This is a genomic window from Vreelandella olivaria (assembly GCF_023507745.1).
In the GTDB taxonomy this organism is placed as follows: Bacteria; Pseudomonadota; Gammaproteobacteria; order Pseudomonadales; family Halomonadaceae; genus Vreelandella; species Vreelandella olivaria_A.
Genome location: NZ_JALPZO010000014.1, coordinates 113,072 through 129,431, shown reverse-complemented (window position 1 = coordinate 129,431; position 16,360 = coordinate 113,072). Strand labels below are relative to the sequence as shown.

General features: G+C 53.4%; 16 protein-coding genes and 1 pseudogene. 14 read left to right on the top strand and 3 right to left on the bottom strand.

The features are described from left to right. The 12 genes and pseudogenes from HP566_RS01450 to HP566_RS01395 all read left to right on the top strand — a co-directional run. Positions 1 to 127: pseudogene (locus HP566_RS01450) on the top strand (electron transfer flavoprotein subunit alpha/FixB family protein); the annotation flags it as partial. Between the two features lie 217 nt (positions 128 to 344). Continuing rightward, entirely contained in the window at positions 345 to 956 is a 612-nt protein-coding gene (locus HP566_RS01445; protein WP_249975477.1) for a superoxide dismutase, read from the top strand. Between the two features lie 258 nt (positions 957 to 1,214). Beyond that, a complete protein-coding gene (gene nrdH / locus HP566_RS01440) occupies positions 1,215 to 1,436 on the top strand; it encodes a glutaredoxin-like protein NrdH (protein WP_249975476.1) in 222 nt (73 codons plus the stop codon). Between the two features lie 9 nt (positions 1,437 to 1,445). Beyond that, positions 1,446 to 1,883, top strand: coding sequence for a class Ib ribonucleoside-diphosphate reductase assembly flavoprotein NrdI (gene nrdI / locus HP566_RS01435; RefSeq protein ID WP_249975475.1), 438 nt, complete (start codon positions 1,446 to 1,448; stop codon positions 1,881 to 1,883). Continuing rightward, complete coding sequence (nrdE, locus tag HP566_RS01430) at positions 1,865 to 4,048, top strand: class 1b ribonucleoside-diphosphate reductase subunit alpha (RefSeq protein ID WP_249975474.1); 2,184 nt, start codon at positions 1,865 to 1,867, stop codon at positions 4,046 to 4,048. Before nrdI ends, nrdE begins: the two co-directional genes overlap by 19 nt. Positions 4,049 to 4,078: 30 nt before the next feature. Further along, a complete protein-coding gene (gene nrdF / locus HP566_RS01425) occupies positions 4,079 to 5,050 on the top strand; it encodes a class 1b ribonucleoside-diphosphate reductase subunit beta (RefSeq protein ID WP_249975473.1) in 972 nt (323 codons plus the stop codon). 212 nt (positions 5,051 to 5,262) lie between these two features. Next, positions 5,263 to 6,048 carry a DUF3450 family protein gene (locus tag HP566_RS01420; RefSeq protein ID WP_249975472.1) on the top strand — a complete coding sequence of 262 codons (786 nt, stop codon included), beginning with the start codon at positions 5,263 to 5,265 and terminating at the stop codon, positions 6,046 to 6,048. Then, positions 6,045 to 7,421, top strand: coding sequence for a MotA/TolQ/ExbB proton channel family protein (locus HP566_RS01415; protein WP_249975471.1), 1,377 nt, complete (start codon positions 6,045 to 6,047; stop codon positions 7,419 to 7,421). Before HP566_RS01420 ends, HP566_RS01415 begins: the two co-directional genes overlap by 4 nt. A 1-nt stretch (position 7,422) precedes the next feature. Further along, entirely contained in the window at positions 7,423 to 7,965 is a 543-nt protein-coding gene (locus HP566_RS01410; protein WP_249975470.1) for a MotA/TolQ/ExbB proton channel family protein, read from the top strand. Beyond that, positions 7,958 to 8,365 (top strand): ExbD/TolR family protein, encoded by a 408-nt coding sequence (locus tag HP566_RS01405; protein WP_249975469.1) that lies wholly within the window; start codon positions 7,958 to 7,960, stop codon positions 8,363 to 8,365. The genes HP566_RS01410 and HP566_RS01405 overlap by 8 nt, the downstream gene beginning before the upstream one ends. Then, positions 8,362 to 9,123 (top strand): energy transducer TonB, encoded by a 762-nt coding sequence (locus HP566_RS01400; RefSeq protein ID WP_249975468.1) that lies wholly within the window; start codon positions 8,362 to 8,364, stop codon positions 9,121 to 9,123. Before HP566_RS01405 ends, HP566_RS01400 begins: the two co-directional genes overlap by 4 nt. Positions 9,124 to 9,127: 4 nt before the next feature. Further along, positions 9,128 to 10,213: a tetratricopeptide repeat protein gene (locus HP566_RS01395; RefSeq protein WP_249975467.1), complete on the top strand. Its 1,086-nt coding sequence runs from the start codon at positions 9,128 to 9,130 to the stop codon at positions 10,211 to 10,213. A 45-nt stretch (positions 10,214 to 10,258) separates the two neighbouring features. On the opposite strand, the gene xthA is transcribed toward HP566_RS01395, so the two are convergent. After that, the gene (gene xthA, locus HP566_RS01390) at positions 10,259 to 11,089 is read right to left on the bottom strand and encodes an exodeoxyribonuclease III (protein WP_249975466.1); all 831 of its coding nucleotides are present in this window, start codon (positions 11,087 to 11,089) and stop codon (positions 10,259 to 10,261) included. After that, on the bottom strand, positions 11,089 to 11,337 hold the full coding sequence (locus HP566_RS01385; RefSeq protein ID WP_249975465.1) for a hypothetical protein: 249 nt from the start codon (positions 11,335 to 11,337) through the stop codon (positions 11,089 to 11,091). Before HP566_RS01385 ends, xthA begins: the two co-directional genes overlap by 1 nt. 145 nt (positions 11,338 to 11,482) lie before the next feature. Here HP566_RS01385 and rhlB point away from each other — a divergent pair, with 145 nt between their 5' ends. Together rhlB and dinG are read left to right on the top strand one after the other, a co-directional pair. After that, positions 11,483 to 12,757, top strand: a complete 1,275-nt coding sequence (gene rhlB / locus HP566_RS01380; RefSeq protein ID WP_249975464.1) for an ATP-dependent RNA helicase RhlB — start codon at positions 11,483 to 11,485, stop codon at positions 12,755 to 12,757. Positions 12,758 to 12,762: 5 nt separating this feature from the next. Further along, positions 12,763 to 14,889 carry an ATP-dependent DNA helicase DinG gene (dinG, locus tag HP566_RS01375; RefSeq protein ID WP_249975463.1) on the top strand — a complete coding sequence of 709 codons (2,127 nt, stop codon included), beginning with the start codon at positions 12,763 to 12,765 and terminating at the stop codon, positions 14,887 to 14,889. A 62-nt stretch (positions 14,890 to 14,951) separates the two neighbouring features. On the opposite strand, the gene HP566_RS01370 is transcribed toward dinG, so the two are convergent. Continuing rightward, positions 14,952 to 16,028 (bottom strand): 3-deoxy-7-phosphoheptulonate synthase, encoded by a 1,077-nt coding sequence (locus HP566_RS01370; RefSeq protein WP_249975462.1) that lies wholly within the window; start codon positions 16,026 to 16,028, stop codon positions 14,952 to 14,954. Between the last annotated feature and the right edge of the window lie 332 nt (positions 16,029 to 16,360).

Here is a 16,360-nt window from a genome sequence, read left to right as displayed (position 1 = left end):
GGTGAAAGACTCCAAGGTGATCGTTGCGGTGAACAAAGACGAAGAAGCACCGATCTTCCAGGTGGCGGACTATGGTCTGGTGGGCGATCTGTTCGAGATTCTGCCGGAGCTTGAGAGCAAGTTGTAAGTAGCTGAAATGGCGGTTTGTAACAAGCCGGCTTCGTCAGAAGTCGGCTTTTTTGTTAAGCATGGATTAGATAAACTGGCAATAGTTGACTAAAGTACTGGGACAAAATATATCGCAATGCATGGCAAGAAAAAATCGCCATGGCGGTTGAAAAGGGTGAGGCATGGCCGCACCTAGTTGATTGACTGCAATGAAAGCCACTCAAGGAGAAGATAGCATGGCACATACACTTCCTGAACTGCCGTACGCTTACGACGCTCTCGAGCCACACATCGATGCGATGACCATGGAGATTCACCACTCCCGTCACCATCAAACCTATGTGAATAACCTAAATGCTGCTCTTGAAGGCACTGGTCTGGAAGACGTGCCGGTGGAGGAGCTGGTTGCGAACCTGGATCGTGTTCCCGAAGCAAAACGTCAAGCGGTTATTAACAATGGTGGTGGTCACGCTAACCACTCCATGTTCTGGCTGATGATGTCGCCAAATGGTGGTGGCAACCCCCAGGGTAGTATTGCTAAAGCCATTGATGCAGAGCTGGGCGGCTTTGAAGCGTTTAAAGAAGAGTTTAAAAAAGCGGCAGTTGGTCGTTTTGGTAGCGGTTGGGCGTGGCTTTCCATTACACCTGAGAAAAAACTGGTGGTAGAGAACACGCTGAATCAGGATAGCCCGCTGATGCATGGCAACACGCCTCTGCTGGGTCTGGATGTATGGGAGCATGCTTACTATCTGAAGTACCAAAACAAACGCCCTGACTATATTGCTGCGTTCTTTGATGTTGTGAACTGGGAAGATGTTGAGCATCGTTACCAGGCAGCTACTGCTTAATATCGCGCCAAGCAAGAATAAGGCGCCAGCCAGCCCGTGTTGCGCTTCCAAAAAAACCGCCTCTATTGAAGAGGCGGTTTTTCTTTGTAGAGCACAGAGTTAGCCTTTGATTGTCAATATCCAAAGAAATAAAAATACCATATATGCTTGAATTGATTTTCCTGTGGTCTATATATAGTATTCGTAGTGCCTTCTAAGTGAGCAGGGTACAATATGTGCTCTACCTCAAAAATGCCGCTATGAAAAGGAAAAATGGTCATGGGAATCCAAATTTATAGCAAGCCTGCTTGTGTTCAGTGCACCGCCACTTACCGCGCGATGGATAAGCAAGGTATCGAATACACGGTTATCGATATTACGTCTGAGGCTGATGCTCAAAAACAAGTCGAAGCACTTGGCTATCGTCAGCTTCCCGTCGTTGTGGCAGGTGACGATCATTGGTCGGGATTCCGCCCGGACCGAATTCAAGCGCTCGCATAGTCCACTGCAATGCCGATAAGTGAGGTGGTGGAGGCGCCGCTGGCTGGCACGCTGGTGTATTTTTCCACCAAATCAGGTAATACCCACCGTTTTGTAGAAAAGCTTGGCGTTAGCGCGCAACGGCTGCCTATACATCGTGAAGAGCCAATCCCGCGAGTAAAACAGCCTTATATTCTGATGACGCCGACCTACGGAGGCGGAGAGATCAAAGGTGCGGTGCCTGGGCAAGTCATTCGATTTTTAAACGATGAGCACAATCGACACCTCCTACGAGGTGTCATTGCCGCAGGGAATACTAACTTTGGCGATGCTTATGGGTTGGCTGGGCGTATTATCGCGCAAAAATGCCAAGTGCCGCTGCTTTATCGATTTGAACTTTTAGGCACTGAGGATGACGTCGCCAGGGTTCGCAAAGGAGTAGAAGAGTTTTGGAAACGACAAATGTAGTCACAAAAAACGTGGCTGAGGCAAAACGGCCAGCAGCGGTGGCTTCCGAGGGGCGTACGCTGGATTACCACGCACTTAATGCGATGCTTAATCTTTACGGGGCCAATGGCGAGTTACAGCTCGATAAAGATCGTGAAGCGGCGCGGCAGTATTTTTTGCAGCATGTTAATCAGAATACAGTGTTCTTCCATTCGCTGGAGGAGAAGCTGGATTACCTGGTGGAGGAGCAGTACTACGAGGCAGAGATGTTGGCTCAGTACAGCTTCGTCTTCGTTAAGGCGCTGTTTGAGCAGGCCTATGCCTACAAATTTCGTTTTCCCAGCTTTTTGGGTGCCTTTAAGTATTACACCAGCTATACCCTTAAGACATTTGACGGCAAGCGTTATTTAGAGCGCTATGAAGATCGTGTCTGTATGGTTGCACTGACTCTGGCGCGTGGTAATGAAACGCTGGCTAAATCCCTGGTTGATGAAATCATCAGTGGCCGCTTCCAGCCCGCGACTCCAACATTTCTTAACTGTGGCAAGCGGCAGCGTGGCGAGTTGGTATCCTGCTTTTTGCTGCGTATTGAAGACAACATGGAGTCGATTGGCCGCTCCATCAACTCTGCGCTACAGCTTTCCAAGCGTGGCGGCGGTGTGGCGTTTTTGTTAAGCAATATCCGCGAGTCAGGCGCGCCCATCAAGCGTATTGAAAACCAGTCATCCGGCATCATTCCAATTATGAAGCTGCTGGAGGATGCGTTCTCCTATGCGAACCAGCTGGGGGCTCGCCAGGGTGCCGGTGCGGTGTATTTGAATGCTCACCACCCCGATATCCTGCGTTTTTTGGATACCAAACGCGAAAATGCTGACGAAAAAATCCGTATCAAGACACTGTCGTTGGGCGTGACCATTCCGGATATCACCTTTGAGCTGGCCAAGCGCAATGATGATATGTACCTGTTTTCGCCTTATGACGTAGAGCGTGTATACGGTGTTCCGTTTGGCGATGTCAGTGTTACTGAGAAGTACCATGAAATGGTATCGGACGCGCGTATTCGTAAGCATAAGATTAATGCCCGCGCCTTCTTCCAAACCCTGGCTGAGCTGCAGTTTGAATCGGGTTATCCGTATATCATGTTTGAAGATACAGTAAACCGCGCCAACCCGATTGCTGGTCGCATTAATATGAGCAACCTGTGCTCTGAAATTCTGCAGGTGAATACGCCCACTGAGTACGACGATGACCTGGGGTATCGCCAGGTGGGCCAGGACATCTCCTGTAACTTGGGCTCAATGAATATTGCCAAAGTCATGGATTCAGGTGATATAGGCACCAGCGTTGAGGTAGCCATTCGCGGGCTAACGGCGGTTTCAGAGATGAGCAACCTGCGCAGTGTCCCCTCTATTGCGGAAGGAAATGCGAAGTCCCGTGCTATTGGTCTTGGGCAAATGAACCTGCATGGTTTCCTGGCACGCGAACACATTTATTATGGCTCGGAAGAGGGGTTGGATTTCACCAATCTCTATTTCTACTGTGTCGCTTTTCATGCACTGCGCGCCTCCAATCGGTTGGCGATTGAGCGTAGCGATACTTTTACGGGTTTTGCTGAGTCTACCTATGCATCTGGTGAGTTCTTTGACAAGTACACCGACCAGGAGTGGCTGCCACGCACAGAAAAAGTACGCGGCCTGTTTGAGCGCAGTGGTATTGCCCTGCCAACGCAGCAGGACTGGCAGGAGCTGAAGGCGTCGGTTATGGCTCACGGCTTATATAACCGTAACCTTCAGGCGGTACCGCCGACTGGCTCTATTTCGTATATCAATCACTCAACCTCCAGTATTCATCCGGTGGCGGCTAAGATCGAAATTCGTAAAGAGGGCAAGTTGGGGCGTGTTTATTATCCCGCTCCCTTCCTGAACGAGGCCAACTTCGATTACTTCCAGGATGCCTATGAAATCGGCCCTGAAAAAATTATTGATACCTATGCAGAAGCCTCCAAGCATGTGGATCAGGGGTTGTCATTGACCCTGTTTTTCCCCGATACGGCGACCACTCGGGATATTAACAAGGCCCAGATCTATGCGTGGCGCAAAGGAATCAAGACGCTGTATTACATCCGCTTGCGTCAAAGTGCGCTTGAGGGCACCGAGGTGGAAGGCTGTGTCTCCTGCACACTGTAATTGCGTAACGACTTTCAAGAGAGCAATTTGATGACCACTATGCAACGCTTATCACGGGTCGATGCCATCAACTGGAACCGTCTTCAGGATGATAAGGATCTTGAAGTATGGAACCGGCTGACAAGCAACTTCTGGCTGCCGGAGAAAGTGCCGTTATCGAATGATATTCAGTCGTGGAATACACTGACTCATCAAGAGAAGCAGTTGACTATCCGTGTCTTCACGGGCTTAACGCTGCTGGATACCATCCAAAGCAGCGTTGGTGCGCCGGTGCTGATGGAGGATGCTCGCACTCCTCATGAAGAGGCGGTATACACCAATATCGCCTTTATGGAGTCGGTGCATGCGCGCTCCTATAGCTCGATTTTCTCAACGCTGTGTGCCACTCGGGATGTGGATGATGCTTTCCGCTGGAGCGAAGAGAACCCGATGTTGCAGGCGAAGTCTGAGCTGATTTTGGGGCGTTACCGCTCTGATGATCCGCTGATGCGTAAAGTGGCAAGCGTATTCCTTGAGTCGTTTTTATTCTACTCAGGGTTCTACCTGCCGATGTATTGGTCCAGTCATGCAAAACTGACCAACACCGCCGACTTGATTCGCCTGATTATTCGTGATGAAGCCGTTCATGGGTACTACATTGGCTATAAATTCCAGCAGGCTCTGGCAGAGGCGACACCAGAGCGTAGGCAGGAGGTGAAAGACTACGCCTACGAGCTGCTGCTTGAGTTGTATGACAATGAAGTGCGGTACACCGAGTCACTATACGATGAGGTGGGATTAACCGAAGACGTGAAGAAATTCCTTCACTACAACGCTAACAAAGCGCTGATGAACCTGGGCTACGAGCCACTGTTCCCCAGCAGTGTCACTGATGTGGATCCCACCATCATGGCGGCTCTTTCACCCAGTGCCGATGAGAACCATGACTTCTTCTCAGGTTCTGGCTCTTCGTATGTCATTGGTAAGGCGGTTGCCACTGAGGACGACGACTGGGCATTTTAAGTCCAGAGAGCGATTGACCAAAACGGGAGCCAATTGGCTCCCGTTTTTTGAAGTCATCACTGAAGATGCTTGAATGTTAATGATAAATATTGTCATTTATTTCATTAATGGTACGCTATGTACCCGGTTCGATAAACGCAAATCGTTCTTATACCTAGTTAGTTTCTCGTAGAGCAGTGCAACTGCTCATTAATCAGTGACGGAGACGCAACGTGCTGAAAAGGCCTTTCTTTGTCTTGCGTGGGTACTGGCTTGCCGGGTTGCTTGCCAGTGGCACGCTGATGGCAAGCGATGAAACCATGGATCAAGCATCCCAAAGTGTCGAGGCCCAGCAAGCCCAGTCGGCAATCCAGCAACACATTGATGCCGCTGATGAAGAGACCCGTGAGGCGCTTGAAGAGCTACGCCGCCTGGAGCGTGAAACACGCCAGATGGAGGCAGCCAACGCTGCTCTAAGTGGACGGTTGGTTAACGAGGCTGAACGCCAGCAGCGGTTGAGTGTGGCACTGGATACCCTCAGTGAAACCCGAGCGGCGCTACCGTCGATTGAGCAGGATATGGCACAGCAACTCATGAATTGGATCGAAAGTGACCTGCCTTTTTTACGAGAAGAGCGTTTAGCGCGGGTGCAAGCAGCAAAGGATGAGCAAGGGGCAGAGAGTGTCGAACGGATTATCAGCCTGCTGGAGACCTGGCGAGCAGAACTTGATTATGGCCGCGATATAGATAACTGGCGTGGTCGACTGAAATTTGCTGATGAAAATCCCCGCGAAGTGGAGTACCTGCGTATTGGCCGGATAGGTTTTTACTACCTGACGCCAGACGGACGTGAAGGGGGAGTGTGGGACGCAGAAAGTGGTGACTGGCAAGCACTGGATGAGAGTGCGCGCCGAGAAGTACGCAATGGTTTGCGGATGGCAGACGATCAGCGCACCCCTGATCTATTGCGTTTACCCCTTTCGATTACCGCTACTGCACACCAGGGAGGCCAGCAATGAGTCTGTTACAACAGCTCCCACTGCGCGGTGGAGTGGTGTTAGTTACGCTGATGCTTGGTCTTTTTAGTAGCGTGACGCTGGCACAACAGAGTGAAGGCAACCATTCAGGAAATATCAGCTCACTGAGAGAAGCCCGGGAGGCAGCTGAAGCTCGTGATCAGGCACGGCTGCAATCCTTTCTCGATGATCAGCAGGCATTAGACGCAGCGCTTGATGAGGCTCGGGAAGCTCATCAGGCAGCGGAAGAGCAGCGTGATGCTTTACAGGCTCAGCAGGTTGAACAAGCACAACAGGCTGGTGAGCTGGCCGAGCGACAGTCGGAGCAGGGCGAAGCGCTGACTACGTTATTAGCGAGCCTTGAAAGGCATAGCAGCGAGGTGCGTAATGCCCTGGGTAGCGATAGCTGGTTAACGATTGGCGACGCTGCGTTGCCCCCGCGCCTGAGTGGTGTGGAAGTGCTTGAGCGGCAGCAGCTCGAAGATATTGTTGACAGCTTGGCTACGTTGACAGCGCAAACAGGCCGTGCCGAGAGGCTCACACTGCCTGTGGCAGATTCAAGTGGTGCTATTGAGCCACGGGATGTGGTGCGCTTAGGCGATTTTGCTGCGTTTACCGATACAGCGCTATTACGCAAAGGGGAAGATGACGGAGAATTTGCCGAGATACCCCGCACTCCCCGTGAGATAAGGGACGTGTTAACCGACTACCATCAAGGCGAGAGTCGCGTGTTCGCTATTGATCCCACTCAGGGAAATGTACTGCGTGCCCTCTCTCAGCAACCCAGCCTTTGGGAGCGTTTCCAGCAAGGGGGAGCGGTTGGTTACGTCATTGTCGTACTGGGCGTGTTTGGTTTATTGGTAGCGCTTACCCAGTATGTATACCTGTTACTGGTGAGTGCCCGGGTGGGACGTCAACGCAAAGTAGTGGGTGAGTTACGTGCCGATAATCCCCTGGGGCGCGTGCTACAGCGGTTTCAGGATATGGATAAACACCAAACGCCAGAAGCGCTGGAGGCGCGACTGGATGAAGCGGTGTTGGCTGAGTTGCCGCGCATTGAACGTGGGCAGCCGATTGTCAAACTATTGGCAGCGATTGCCCCTTTGCTGGGGCTTTTAGGTACCGTTACCGGCATGATTGTCACTTTCCAGGCGATTACTGTGTTTGGTACAGGAGACCCCCAGCTGATGGCAGGAGGGATTAGTCAGGCACTGGTTACCACCGTGCTGGGGCTTGTGACCGCCGTGCCACTATTATTTGCCCAAACCGCACTGGCGAGCCGTAGCCGTTATTTGAGCCAGGTGATTGAGGGTGAGGCAAGTGCCACCCTGGCAAATCACCTTGAGGCTCAGTCCTCTGCACAGACGGTGACCTGATATGCCTACGCTGCCCCTTTGGCTTGAGCCCGTTGAGCGGCTGGTCGATGCCGGTGGCGCCGTGCTGGTCGTGCTCGCTTTTGTTGCTGTGCTGGTATTTGGTATGGCCATAGAGCGCTGGTGGTATTACCGCATCACCTGGCGTATCGCCCGTCGTCAGCTGATCCGGCGCTGGGCCGCACGTAGCGACCACCGTAGCTGGAGTGCCAGAACACTGCGTCATGTCTGGGCGGAGGCATTGGTCGATAAACTGAGACGCCCGTTGCCCTGGCTGAAACTATTAGTGGCGTTATGCCCGTTACTAGGGCTGTTGGGTACGGTAACGGGCATGATTACGGTGTTCGACAGCCTGTCGATGAGTGACACGCATCAGGCAAGGGCGATGGCTGATGGCGTGGCACGGGCTACCCTGCCTACCCTGACAGGTATGGCGATTGCCGTTATTGGACTGCTGTTTATTAGTCGTTTAGAGCACGTGATACGTCGAGAAAATCAGCGGTTGCAAGACCGCCTGGCGCGTGCCTTGGAGGAAAAAGATGCGTAGACGCCGTTCCATAGATGCCACGGCTGATAGCAACGAAGTCAACTTAACGCCGATGCTTGATGTTGTTTTTATCATGCTGATTTTCTTTATTGTGACCACCAGTTTTGTGAAAGAGAGTGGTATTGAAATTGAGCGCCCTGAATCAAGTGCAGCAACCCCGCGGGCTGATGCGCAAGTGCTGGTGGCAGTCACCCCGGAAGGGGCGGTATGGGTGGATGGCAAGCCGGTAGATATTCACCGTATCGGCCAGGAAGTGGCGGGCATGATGACCGATGATGGATCGGTGGTTATCCAGGCAGATAGGGAGTCGACCACTGGATTGCTGATCGAAGTGATGGATCGTCTAAAACAGGCTGGTGTTGAGCAGGTGGCGGTAGCCGCAAGCCGGAGCGCGCAATGATTCGTCATACGCTTTCGTTGTCAGGTGGTGTTGCGCTGGCTGTCGGACTGTTTTGGCTATTGGCATTATTGGTAACCCCCCCTGAGCGGACGCAGGAAACGCCGGTGATGACAATGGCGATGAGCATGGTGGAAGCGGTGGAGGTGGCACCAGAGCAGGAGGAAGCGGCGCCTCAACCTGCAGAGGTTACGCCTAGCGCCGCACCACCACCAATGCCTACGCCTGAGCCACCGCCGGTTGCAGATAGCGCTATTCCATTACCAGAGGTTGAGTTGCCTGATGAGCCGGTTGAGCCAGTGGAACTAGAGAGTGAGCTGCCTGAGCTAACAGAAGTGGCGCCTGAGCCGACACCTCAGCCACAGCCCGCTCCACAACCAACGCCCGAGCCAGCACCTGAGCCTGCCGAGGCGACGCCATCCCCCGCTCCTGCATCTTCAACGGCAGCGCGTAGCGCTGCGCCCGCAGCAGAGCCTGCCCCATCCAACGAGCCGGTAAGCGTTGGTCAGGTTGCGCCGACCAACCGGGTTAATCCCACCTACCCTTCGCGCGCGCAGCGACGGGGCATGGAGGGGTTTGTAGAAGTGGTGTTTGTGATTCGCCGCGATGGCAGTGTCGATAGTGGGACGATTCAAGTGACCAATGCGCAGCCCCGGCGTGTGTTTGAAGATGCCGCCCGCGAAGCGATTGCCCGTTGGCAGTTCGAACCAAGCCATCAGTTGCGCCGTGCCACGCAGCGTATTGAATTTCAGCTGAGGTAGACATATGCAGCGTTTGGCTGGAGTAATACTGTTTGGAATTTGGGCCTCGTTTGCCCAGGCCAGTGAGCCCTTGCCGGGTGATATTATTCAAGACCTCAATGCCCTGCAGCAACAGCTTGCCGAAGCAGGTGGTGGTGACCGACAGGGTACACTTGATAGTGTTGCCGCCCGGGCCGCGAGTCAGGCAGCGCGTTTGCAAAATGGTAACCGCTCTGATCAGTGGGCAAGCGCGCTCTATTACCAGCTTGCCGCAGGTGCCATGGCTCAACAGGGACGCCAGGAAGAAGCGGCAGATCAGTTGGCTAATGCACGTCAACGCAGTAGTGTTTCTGCAGATCAGGCCAGTAGGTGGCTGCGTGAAGAGGCAGAGCTGCGGCGTGTGGCCGGTCAACGCGAAGAGGCCATTGCGCTCTATGAGCAGTGGCTGAGTAACCATGACGATACACGGGTCAGTTGGCGACTTACCCGTTTATTGGCCGAGGCGGAGCGCTGGGACCGCGCGTCAGAACGCTTAAGCTCTCTGCTTGAACAAAGTGATTCGCTGACGGAATCACAGCAGGCATTAGTGCTTGTCGTGTTCCGTAATGCCGGGCAGGGGCAGCAGGCGCTGAGCTGGCTGCTTGACGACCTGAATGAGCAAAGTGCTCCAGATGCATGGCGCCAGGCGGCTGGGCTCGCCCAGCAGGCGGGACAGCAAGGGGTTGCTGCCGGTATATGGGAAATGGCCTGGCAACTGGGTAAATTCAGCGAGCCTGACGACCTGCTTACACTTGTTCAGTTACATATTTCAGGCGGTACACCGGCAAGGGCAGCAGAGCATCTTGAGCAGGCACTGGAAGTGGGCATCGTTGAGCGCGATGAAAAGATATTGCGTCTGCTGGCTACTGCCTGGCAGCAGGCAAAGCACATCGACAATGCCCTGGCTGCCTGGCAGGCACTGGCTGAGCTCACTGATCAGGCAGGCGACTGGCGACAGTATGGCCAATTGGCGTATGCCTGGGGCGAGGAAGCGATTGCCGAGCAGGCGTTACTGCAAGCGGCTAACCTTGGGGACGAAGAAGTTGAGCCATGGCTGGCTAATTTTCACTAAACGATAAGCCGCCTGCATGCTCTTTGGGAACCTTAATGTCATGGGTTATGATGTTTTCAGGGTTAATGCAAAATCGCTCCAGGTGGGCGCATGATCAGAGGGGCGCTCCATACCGCGCAACTGGTAATCAATGCCTGCTGAGGTGATGCACTCCGCTAAAGGCTTTGAGACTAAAATATAGTCGATGCGCAGGCCCCGTTTTGGCTCGCTGTCAAAGCCTTTGGAGCGGTAGTCAAACCAGCTGAATCTTTCCTGATTATTAGGGTAGCAAAGCCGATAGCTGTCGCTTAACCCCCAGGCTTTAATGCCCTCAAGCCATTCGCGCTCAATGGGTTGGAAGCTGGTTTTGCCCTCTCTCAGCCAGCGCTTGCGATTGGCTTCTCCGATGCCAATATCCTGGTCTTCAGGAGATATATTGAAATCGCCCATGATGGCCAGTCGCTCTTTTGGGCTGTGTTGCTCTTGTAGTAACCTTGCCAGTTGTTGGTAAAAACGCTCTTTATGGGGAAACTTGGTTGGGTGGGTTATATTTTCCCCCTGAGGAAAGTAGCCGTTCCATACTGTAACCGGGTTGCCATCTTCAGCAAGCAGTTGGACGCCAATCATGCGGCGCTGGGCGTCTTCACCATCACCCGGGAAGCCATAAAAGACGGCTTCGGGTTTGTGGCGGCAGAGTAGTGCCACCCCGTAATGGCCTTTCTGGCCATAATAAAACACGTGGTAGCCCATGGCTTCCACATCGGCCAGAGGAAACTCACTATCCTGTACTTTGGTTTCCTGAAGCCCGATCACATCTGGCTGTTGAGTGTCGATCAGCGCCTGAAGTTGATGCAGGCGCGCTCGAATGCCGTTGATATTAAATGAGACCAAACGCATTACGATTTCTCTCCAGAAGGGGTGTCTGCCTCTTTATCTGGATGAATGGCAATGGATTGGCCGCTTTGCTGGCGAGCCAGTTTGCGGACAGCCTGAAGCTTGCGCTGCTGCTGCTTTTTAGCCACAAAGCGACGGGATGAGGTGACCTGGTCGGGATTTTCATGGCGCCACTTTTTATAATCTTTACGGCGCCCTGTGCGGATCGTCACTTTATCCGCTAACGAACGAGTCTTTTTCTTACGCGTCATGTCGCGCTCCTTGGGGTGATTTATAGTGCATTCTAACAGGCTGACGTACTCCTTCGACAGCAGGACGCGCTCTTATCGCCAACCCCTGGTACAATGCGCACGTCAAGATGCCTAACCTCCACAGCAATGGACAGATACACAGCCTATGAGCGAGTCGGAACAGACCACAGCATCGGCCCAGAACCGCAAGCCTAAACGCCGCCGTCGGAAACCGCGTCGTCGTCAGTCGAACTGGGATCTTCGTCAGTTTCAGGTGCCCGCCGTGGCCGGCAAGTGGCGCTTTCATGACTTTGATCTGCCGCTGCCGTTAATGCGCGCCATTCATGCCCAAGGGTTTGAATACTGCACTCCCATTCAGGCAGAAGCGCTGCGCAATACGCTACTGGGTGGAGATATTGTCGGCAAGGCGCAGACCGGAACGGGCAAAACGGCCGCGTTTTTAATTTCAGTACTGGCTTACTTTTTGGAAGAGCCTACGCCTGATGGACAAAAATCGGGTGCACCCCGTGCACTGATTATTGCCCCCACCAGAGAGCTGGCGCTGCAAATCGAGAAGGATGCCAAGGCGCTTGCACGCTTTACGCAGCTCAATGTAGCCAGCGTAGTGGGCGGAATGGACTATCAAAAACAGCGTGAAAGCCTGGGTAAAAAGATCGATATTTTGGTGGCCACACCAGGGCGTTTGCTGGATTTTCATCAAAAGCGCGATATCGACCTTTCGGAAGTGGAAGTGTTGGTGTTGGATGAGGCCGATCGTATGCTTTCCATGGGGTTCATTCCCGATGTGAAGCGCATCATCCGCTATACGCCCAAGAAAGAAGAGCGTCAGACGTTCCTGTTTTCGGCAACCTTCACCGATGACATTCTGAATCTGGCCAGTCAGTGGACACTTGATCCTGCCCATGTGGAGATTGAAGTGACCGTTGAGAATCAGGCGGATATCGATCAGCGTGTTTATCTGGTTTCTGATGACGACAAGCAACGCCTGTTAGTGAAGCTGCTGGAGCAGGAGAGTTTCGAGCGGGTAATGGTGTTTGGTAACCGTCGTGATCTCGTGCGCAAGCTTGACGATCTGCTTAAAAAAGCAGGTATCAGTGCTGCCATGCTCTCGGGGGATGTACCGCAAAATCAGCGTATTAAGACCCTTGAAAGCTTCCGTGAGGGAGACATTCAAGTGCTGGTAGCGACCGATGTGGCAGGGCGTGGCATCCATATCGAAGATGTCAGCCATGTGATCAACTACACCCTGCCCGAAGACCCGGAAGACTACGTTCACCGGATCGGGCGTACCGGGCGTGCAGGGGCGAAAGGCGTTTCGATAAGTTTTGTGGGTGAAGAGGATGCGTTCTCGCTCCCCGAGATTGAGCGCTATATCAATGACAAGCTGCCTTGCGAGCACCCTCCTGAAGGTATGCTGTAAAGCATATGCTGGATGATGGCTTAAAAAGCGATATTCAGGAAGCCTACCGTCGCGTGGTGGAAAAGCTTGAGCTAACGCCTCGCTACGGTCAGCGGCTGATGATTGCAGAAATTGCCCGTACGCTGGGTGGAATTGAGCAGGATAGCGAAGGTAAGCGTACCAACGATCGCCATGTCTGTGTGCTGGAAGCGGGTACGGGCACTGGCAAAACTCTCGCTTACTTGATCGCCGCGCTACCTATCGCCAAGGCACAGGGTAAGCGGCTTATTGTTTCAACCGCCACAGTGGCCTTGCAAGAGCAGGTGCTTAACCAGGATCTACCTGCTCTTGCCAGCCACAGCGGTATTGCTTTTCGCTATGCGCTGGCAAAGGGGCGCGGCCGTTACGTTTGTGTTGCGCGTCTCGACCAAGCGCTGGAAGGTACTGAGCCAAACCCCACCCTGTCATTATTTGAGCAGTCCCTGCAGACTCACAGTAGCGACTTTACCGTGCTGGCCACTGATATGGCTGAAACGTATGGTAGAGGTGACTGGGAGGGAGATCGCGACAATTGGCCGCACACCATCGACGACGCTCACTGGCGGCGCTTAACCGTTGACCACCGCCAGTGTACAGGACGACGCTGTGGCCACTTTGGGGCCTGTGCTTTCTTTCGCTCCCGTCGCGAATTGGAAAATGCCGACATCATCGTTGCTAATCATGACTTGGTGCTGGCAGATTTAGCGCTCGGTGGTGGTGCTATCCTGCCTGACCCCGCTGACTGCATTTTTGTGTTTGATGAAGGCCATCACCTGCCCGACAAAGCGCTTTCCCACTTTGCCCACCGCTTTGCGGTGCACGGTTGTTTGCGTTGGCTAAAAACCCTTAAAAGCAGTTTGACCGATCTCCATCAGGGGTTGGCAACACAACCAACCGTCGCTCGTTTGTTGGTCAGTTTGCCTGAACTGATGCATGGCCTGGAGCCTGTATTGGGTGACGTGTTCAGTATGGGGCACCAGCTGGCCGATCGTGCGAATGGCCTGGTGGATGAAGAGGCTCAGCACCAATATAGGTTTGAAAAGGGGCAGGTGCCTGACGAATTGCGGGAGCGGGCACAGCAGTTGCTGGTGATGTTTGCCAGCTTATCCCGTTGCCTGGAAAGTATTGGTGATATCCTCAGGGAAAGCCTGGACCCTGATAAGCAAACGGGGCTGGATCGGGAGCAAGCCGAGGCGTGGTTACCGCTAGTGGCATTGTTGCATGGGCGTGCTCTGGAGGCTCATGCACTGTGGCAGGCATTCAGCGAGCAGGATGCCGCCAATGTACCCCCCAGCGCACGCTGGCTGACGCTAAGCCGAGTGGCGGGTGAACCTGAGATTGAGTTTTCGGCCAGCCCGGTATCCGCCGCCCATACCCTTGCCAAACACCTATGGGGACGCTGTCACGGCGCTGTTGTCACCTCAGCAACGCTGACGGCACTGGGGCGCTTTGAGCGGATTCAGGAGCGTGCCGGGTTGGCTAATCGTTACCGCTATCAAGCGCTGCCCAGCCCGTTCGACTACACCAACGCTATCCTGAGGGTGCCCAGCGACGCGGCGGATCCCAGTGACCGGGATGCCCATGAAAGTGCCATTGTACGTTTTGTATCGCAACTGGGTGATGAGGAAGCCGTGTTGGTGCTTTTCTCCTCCCGGGCCCAGCTACGTGTTGTAGAGAAAGCCTTACCATCGTCGGTTAAAACAAGGGTGCTTGCTCAGGATGCGCTTCCAAAGCGCGAGCTGATTGAACAGCATCGTGCTGCAGTGGATAGCGGTAAGGGCAGTATTATCTTTGGCTTGGCGAGTTTTGCGGAGGGAATTGACCTGCCCGGTAATTATCTCACCCATGTGGTGATTACCCGGCTTCCCTTCGCCGTACCCGATGACCCGGTGGGGGCAACGTTGGCCGAGTGGATTGAGAGCCAGGGGGGAAATCCATTTATGCGTATCAGCGTGCCGGATGCCTCAATCAAACTGGTGCAGGCGTGTGGAAGATTAATCCGCAAGGAGAGCGACCGGGGAGTGATTACCCTGCTGGATCGCCGTGTTGTTACCCGCCGTTATGGTCAGGCACTGCTGGATGCATTGCCACCGTTCAAGCGTGAAATCTCATAATTAAAAAATCCCCACTATGGTAATGCCATAGTGGGGTGGTTGCACGTGAGTGGCGTAATGCTTTATTGCTCGATGCGCTTGGCAAGTACCGGCGCTAACTTGTCGTTCATACGGGTAAAGGTTTCCACCGTTGTGTCCCAATCGATGCAGGCATCGGTAATTGAGACGCCGTACTGCAACTGGCTTAGGTCGGCAGGTACTTTCTGGTTGCCCCAGCCAATATTGGATTCCACCATAAGGCCGATAATGGATTTGTTGCCTTCCAGTATCTGATTGGTCACATTTTCGAGCACCAGCGGTTGCAACGCGGCATCTTTATTTGAGTTGGCGTGAGAACAGTCGATCATAATATTGGCAGACAGTTCGGCTTTACTGAGTTCTTTTTCGGCCAGAGCGACGCTGACGCTATCATAGTTGGGTTTGCCATTTCCGCCACGCAGCACAACATGCCCGTAGGCGTTACCCCGAGTGCGGATAATCGCCACCTGTCCTGATTGGTTGATGCCCAGGAAGTTGTGTGGATTAGCGACTGATTGCAGGGCGTTGATGGCGACATCCAGGCTGCCATCAGTGCCATTTTTGAATCCGACCGGGCAAGAGAGACCTGAGGCCATCTCACGGTGTGTTTGCGACTCAGTGGTGCGCGCGCCAATCGCTGACCAGCTGATGCAGTCCTGCAGGTACTGCGGTGAAATGGGGTCAAGCGCCTCAGTGGCCAGGGGTAAGCCCAGCTCTGCCAGGTCAACAAGCAGTTTACGGGCAATATGTAACCCCTCGTCAATTTCAAAAGAATCATTAAGATAAGGGTCATTAATCAGGCCTTTCCAGCCCACGGTGGTACGTGGCTTTTCAAAATAAACACGCATCACAATATAGAGGCTATCGCTCACCTGGTCGGCCAGTTGGCGCAGGCGGTGCGCGTAATCCAGCGCTGCCTCAACATCGTGAATAGAGCACGGGCCTACCACCACCAGAAGACGGGGGTCCTTGCCGTCAAGGATGTTCTGGATCGTTTGACGGCCCTCAATAACCGTACGTTCAGCGGCTTCCGTTAATGGAATGGTGTCCTTGAGTGCTTTTGGAGTGGTAAGAACATCCTGGGCAAGGACGTTAAGATTACTAACCTGCTGATCTGACATCTTGCTACCTGTGCGTGCGCGGTGGGCTAAAAGTGGCCCCTACTATGGCGTGTCAGGGGAGTAAAAATCAATTGTTGCGGAACTTGAAAGGAGTATGCAATGTCAGCCTCAGGGTTTTGTGAATGGGGGTAAGCGCTTGATGCGCTGAACAGAACGCGCAACACTACGTACCAGTGAACAGTTACTATCATGGAGAGCAGGTGGCGGGGGTTTGCCATCTGATGTCATCACTATTATTAACCAATGCCCAAGGGACGCTATGCTGCTTGCTGTGAAGGCCCAGATAAAAGGGCGAAAAGACACAAGGCTCTACGTACGCCGTATGAGCTGGA

What these genes read in the sequence shown, in the direction of transcription:
- xthA (WP_249975466.1), bottom strand. Translation starts at nt 11,089, where the DNA reads ATGCGTTTGGTCTCATTTAATATCAACGGCATTCGAGCGCGCCTGCAT.
- HP566_RS01400 (WP_249975468.1), top strand. Translation starts at nt 8,362, where the DNA reads ATGATTCGTCATACGCTTTCGTTGTCAGGTGGTGTTGCGCTGGCTGTC.
- dinG (WP_249975463.1), top strand. Translation starts at nt 12,763, where the DNA reads ATGCTGGATGATGGCTTAAAAAGCGATATTCAGGAAGCCTACCGTCGC.
- HP566_RS01445 (WP_249975477.1), top strand. Translation starts at nt 345, where the DNA reads ATGGCACATACACTTCCTGAACTGCCGTACGCTTACGACGCTCTCGAG.
- nrdI (WP_249975475.1), top strand. Translation starts at nt 1,446, where the DNA reads ATGCCGATAAGTGAGGTGGTGGAGGCGCCGCTGGCTGGCACGCTGGTG.
- HP566_RS01395 (WP_249975467.1), top strand. Translation starts at nt 9,128, where the DNA reads ATGCAGCGTTTGGCTGGAGTAATACTGTTTGGAATTTGGGCCTCGTTT.
- HP566_RS01405 (WP_249975469.1), top strand. Translation starts at nt 7,958, where the DNA reads ATGCGTAGACGCCGTTCCATAGATGCCACGGCTGATAGCAACGAAGTC.
- nrdF (WP_249975473.1), top strand. Translation starts at nt 4,079, where the DNA reads ATGACCACTATGCAACGCTTATCACGGGTCGATGCCATCAACTGGAAC.
- HP566_RS01370 (WP_249975462.1), bottom strand. Translation starts at nt 16,028, where the DNA reads ATGTCAGATCAGCAGGTTAGTAATCTTAACGTCCTTGCCCAGGATGTT.
- HP566_RS01415 (WP_249975471.1), top strand. Translation starts at nt 6,045, where the DNA reads ATGAGTCTGTTACAACAGCTCCCACTGCGCGGTGGAGTGGTGTTAGTT.
- HP566_RS01385 (WP_249975465.1), bottom strand. Translation starts at nt 11,337, where the DNA reads ATGACGCGTAAGAAAAAGACTCGTTCGTTAGCGGATAAAGTGACGATC.
- HP566_RS01410 (WP_249975470.1), top strand. Translation starts at nt 7,423, where the DNA reads ATGCCTACGCTGCCCCTTTGGCTTGAGCCCGTTGAGCGGCTGGTCGAT.
- nrdH (WP_249975476.1), top strand. Translation starts at nt 1,215, where the DNA reads ATGGGAATCCAAATTTATAGCAAGCCTGCTTGTGTTCAGTGCACCGCC.
- rhlB (WP_249975464.1), top strand. Translation starts at nt 11,483, where the DNA reads ATGAGCGAGTCGGAACAGACCACAGCATCGGCCCAGAACCGCAAGCCT.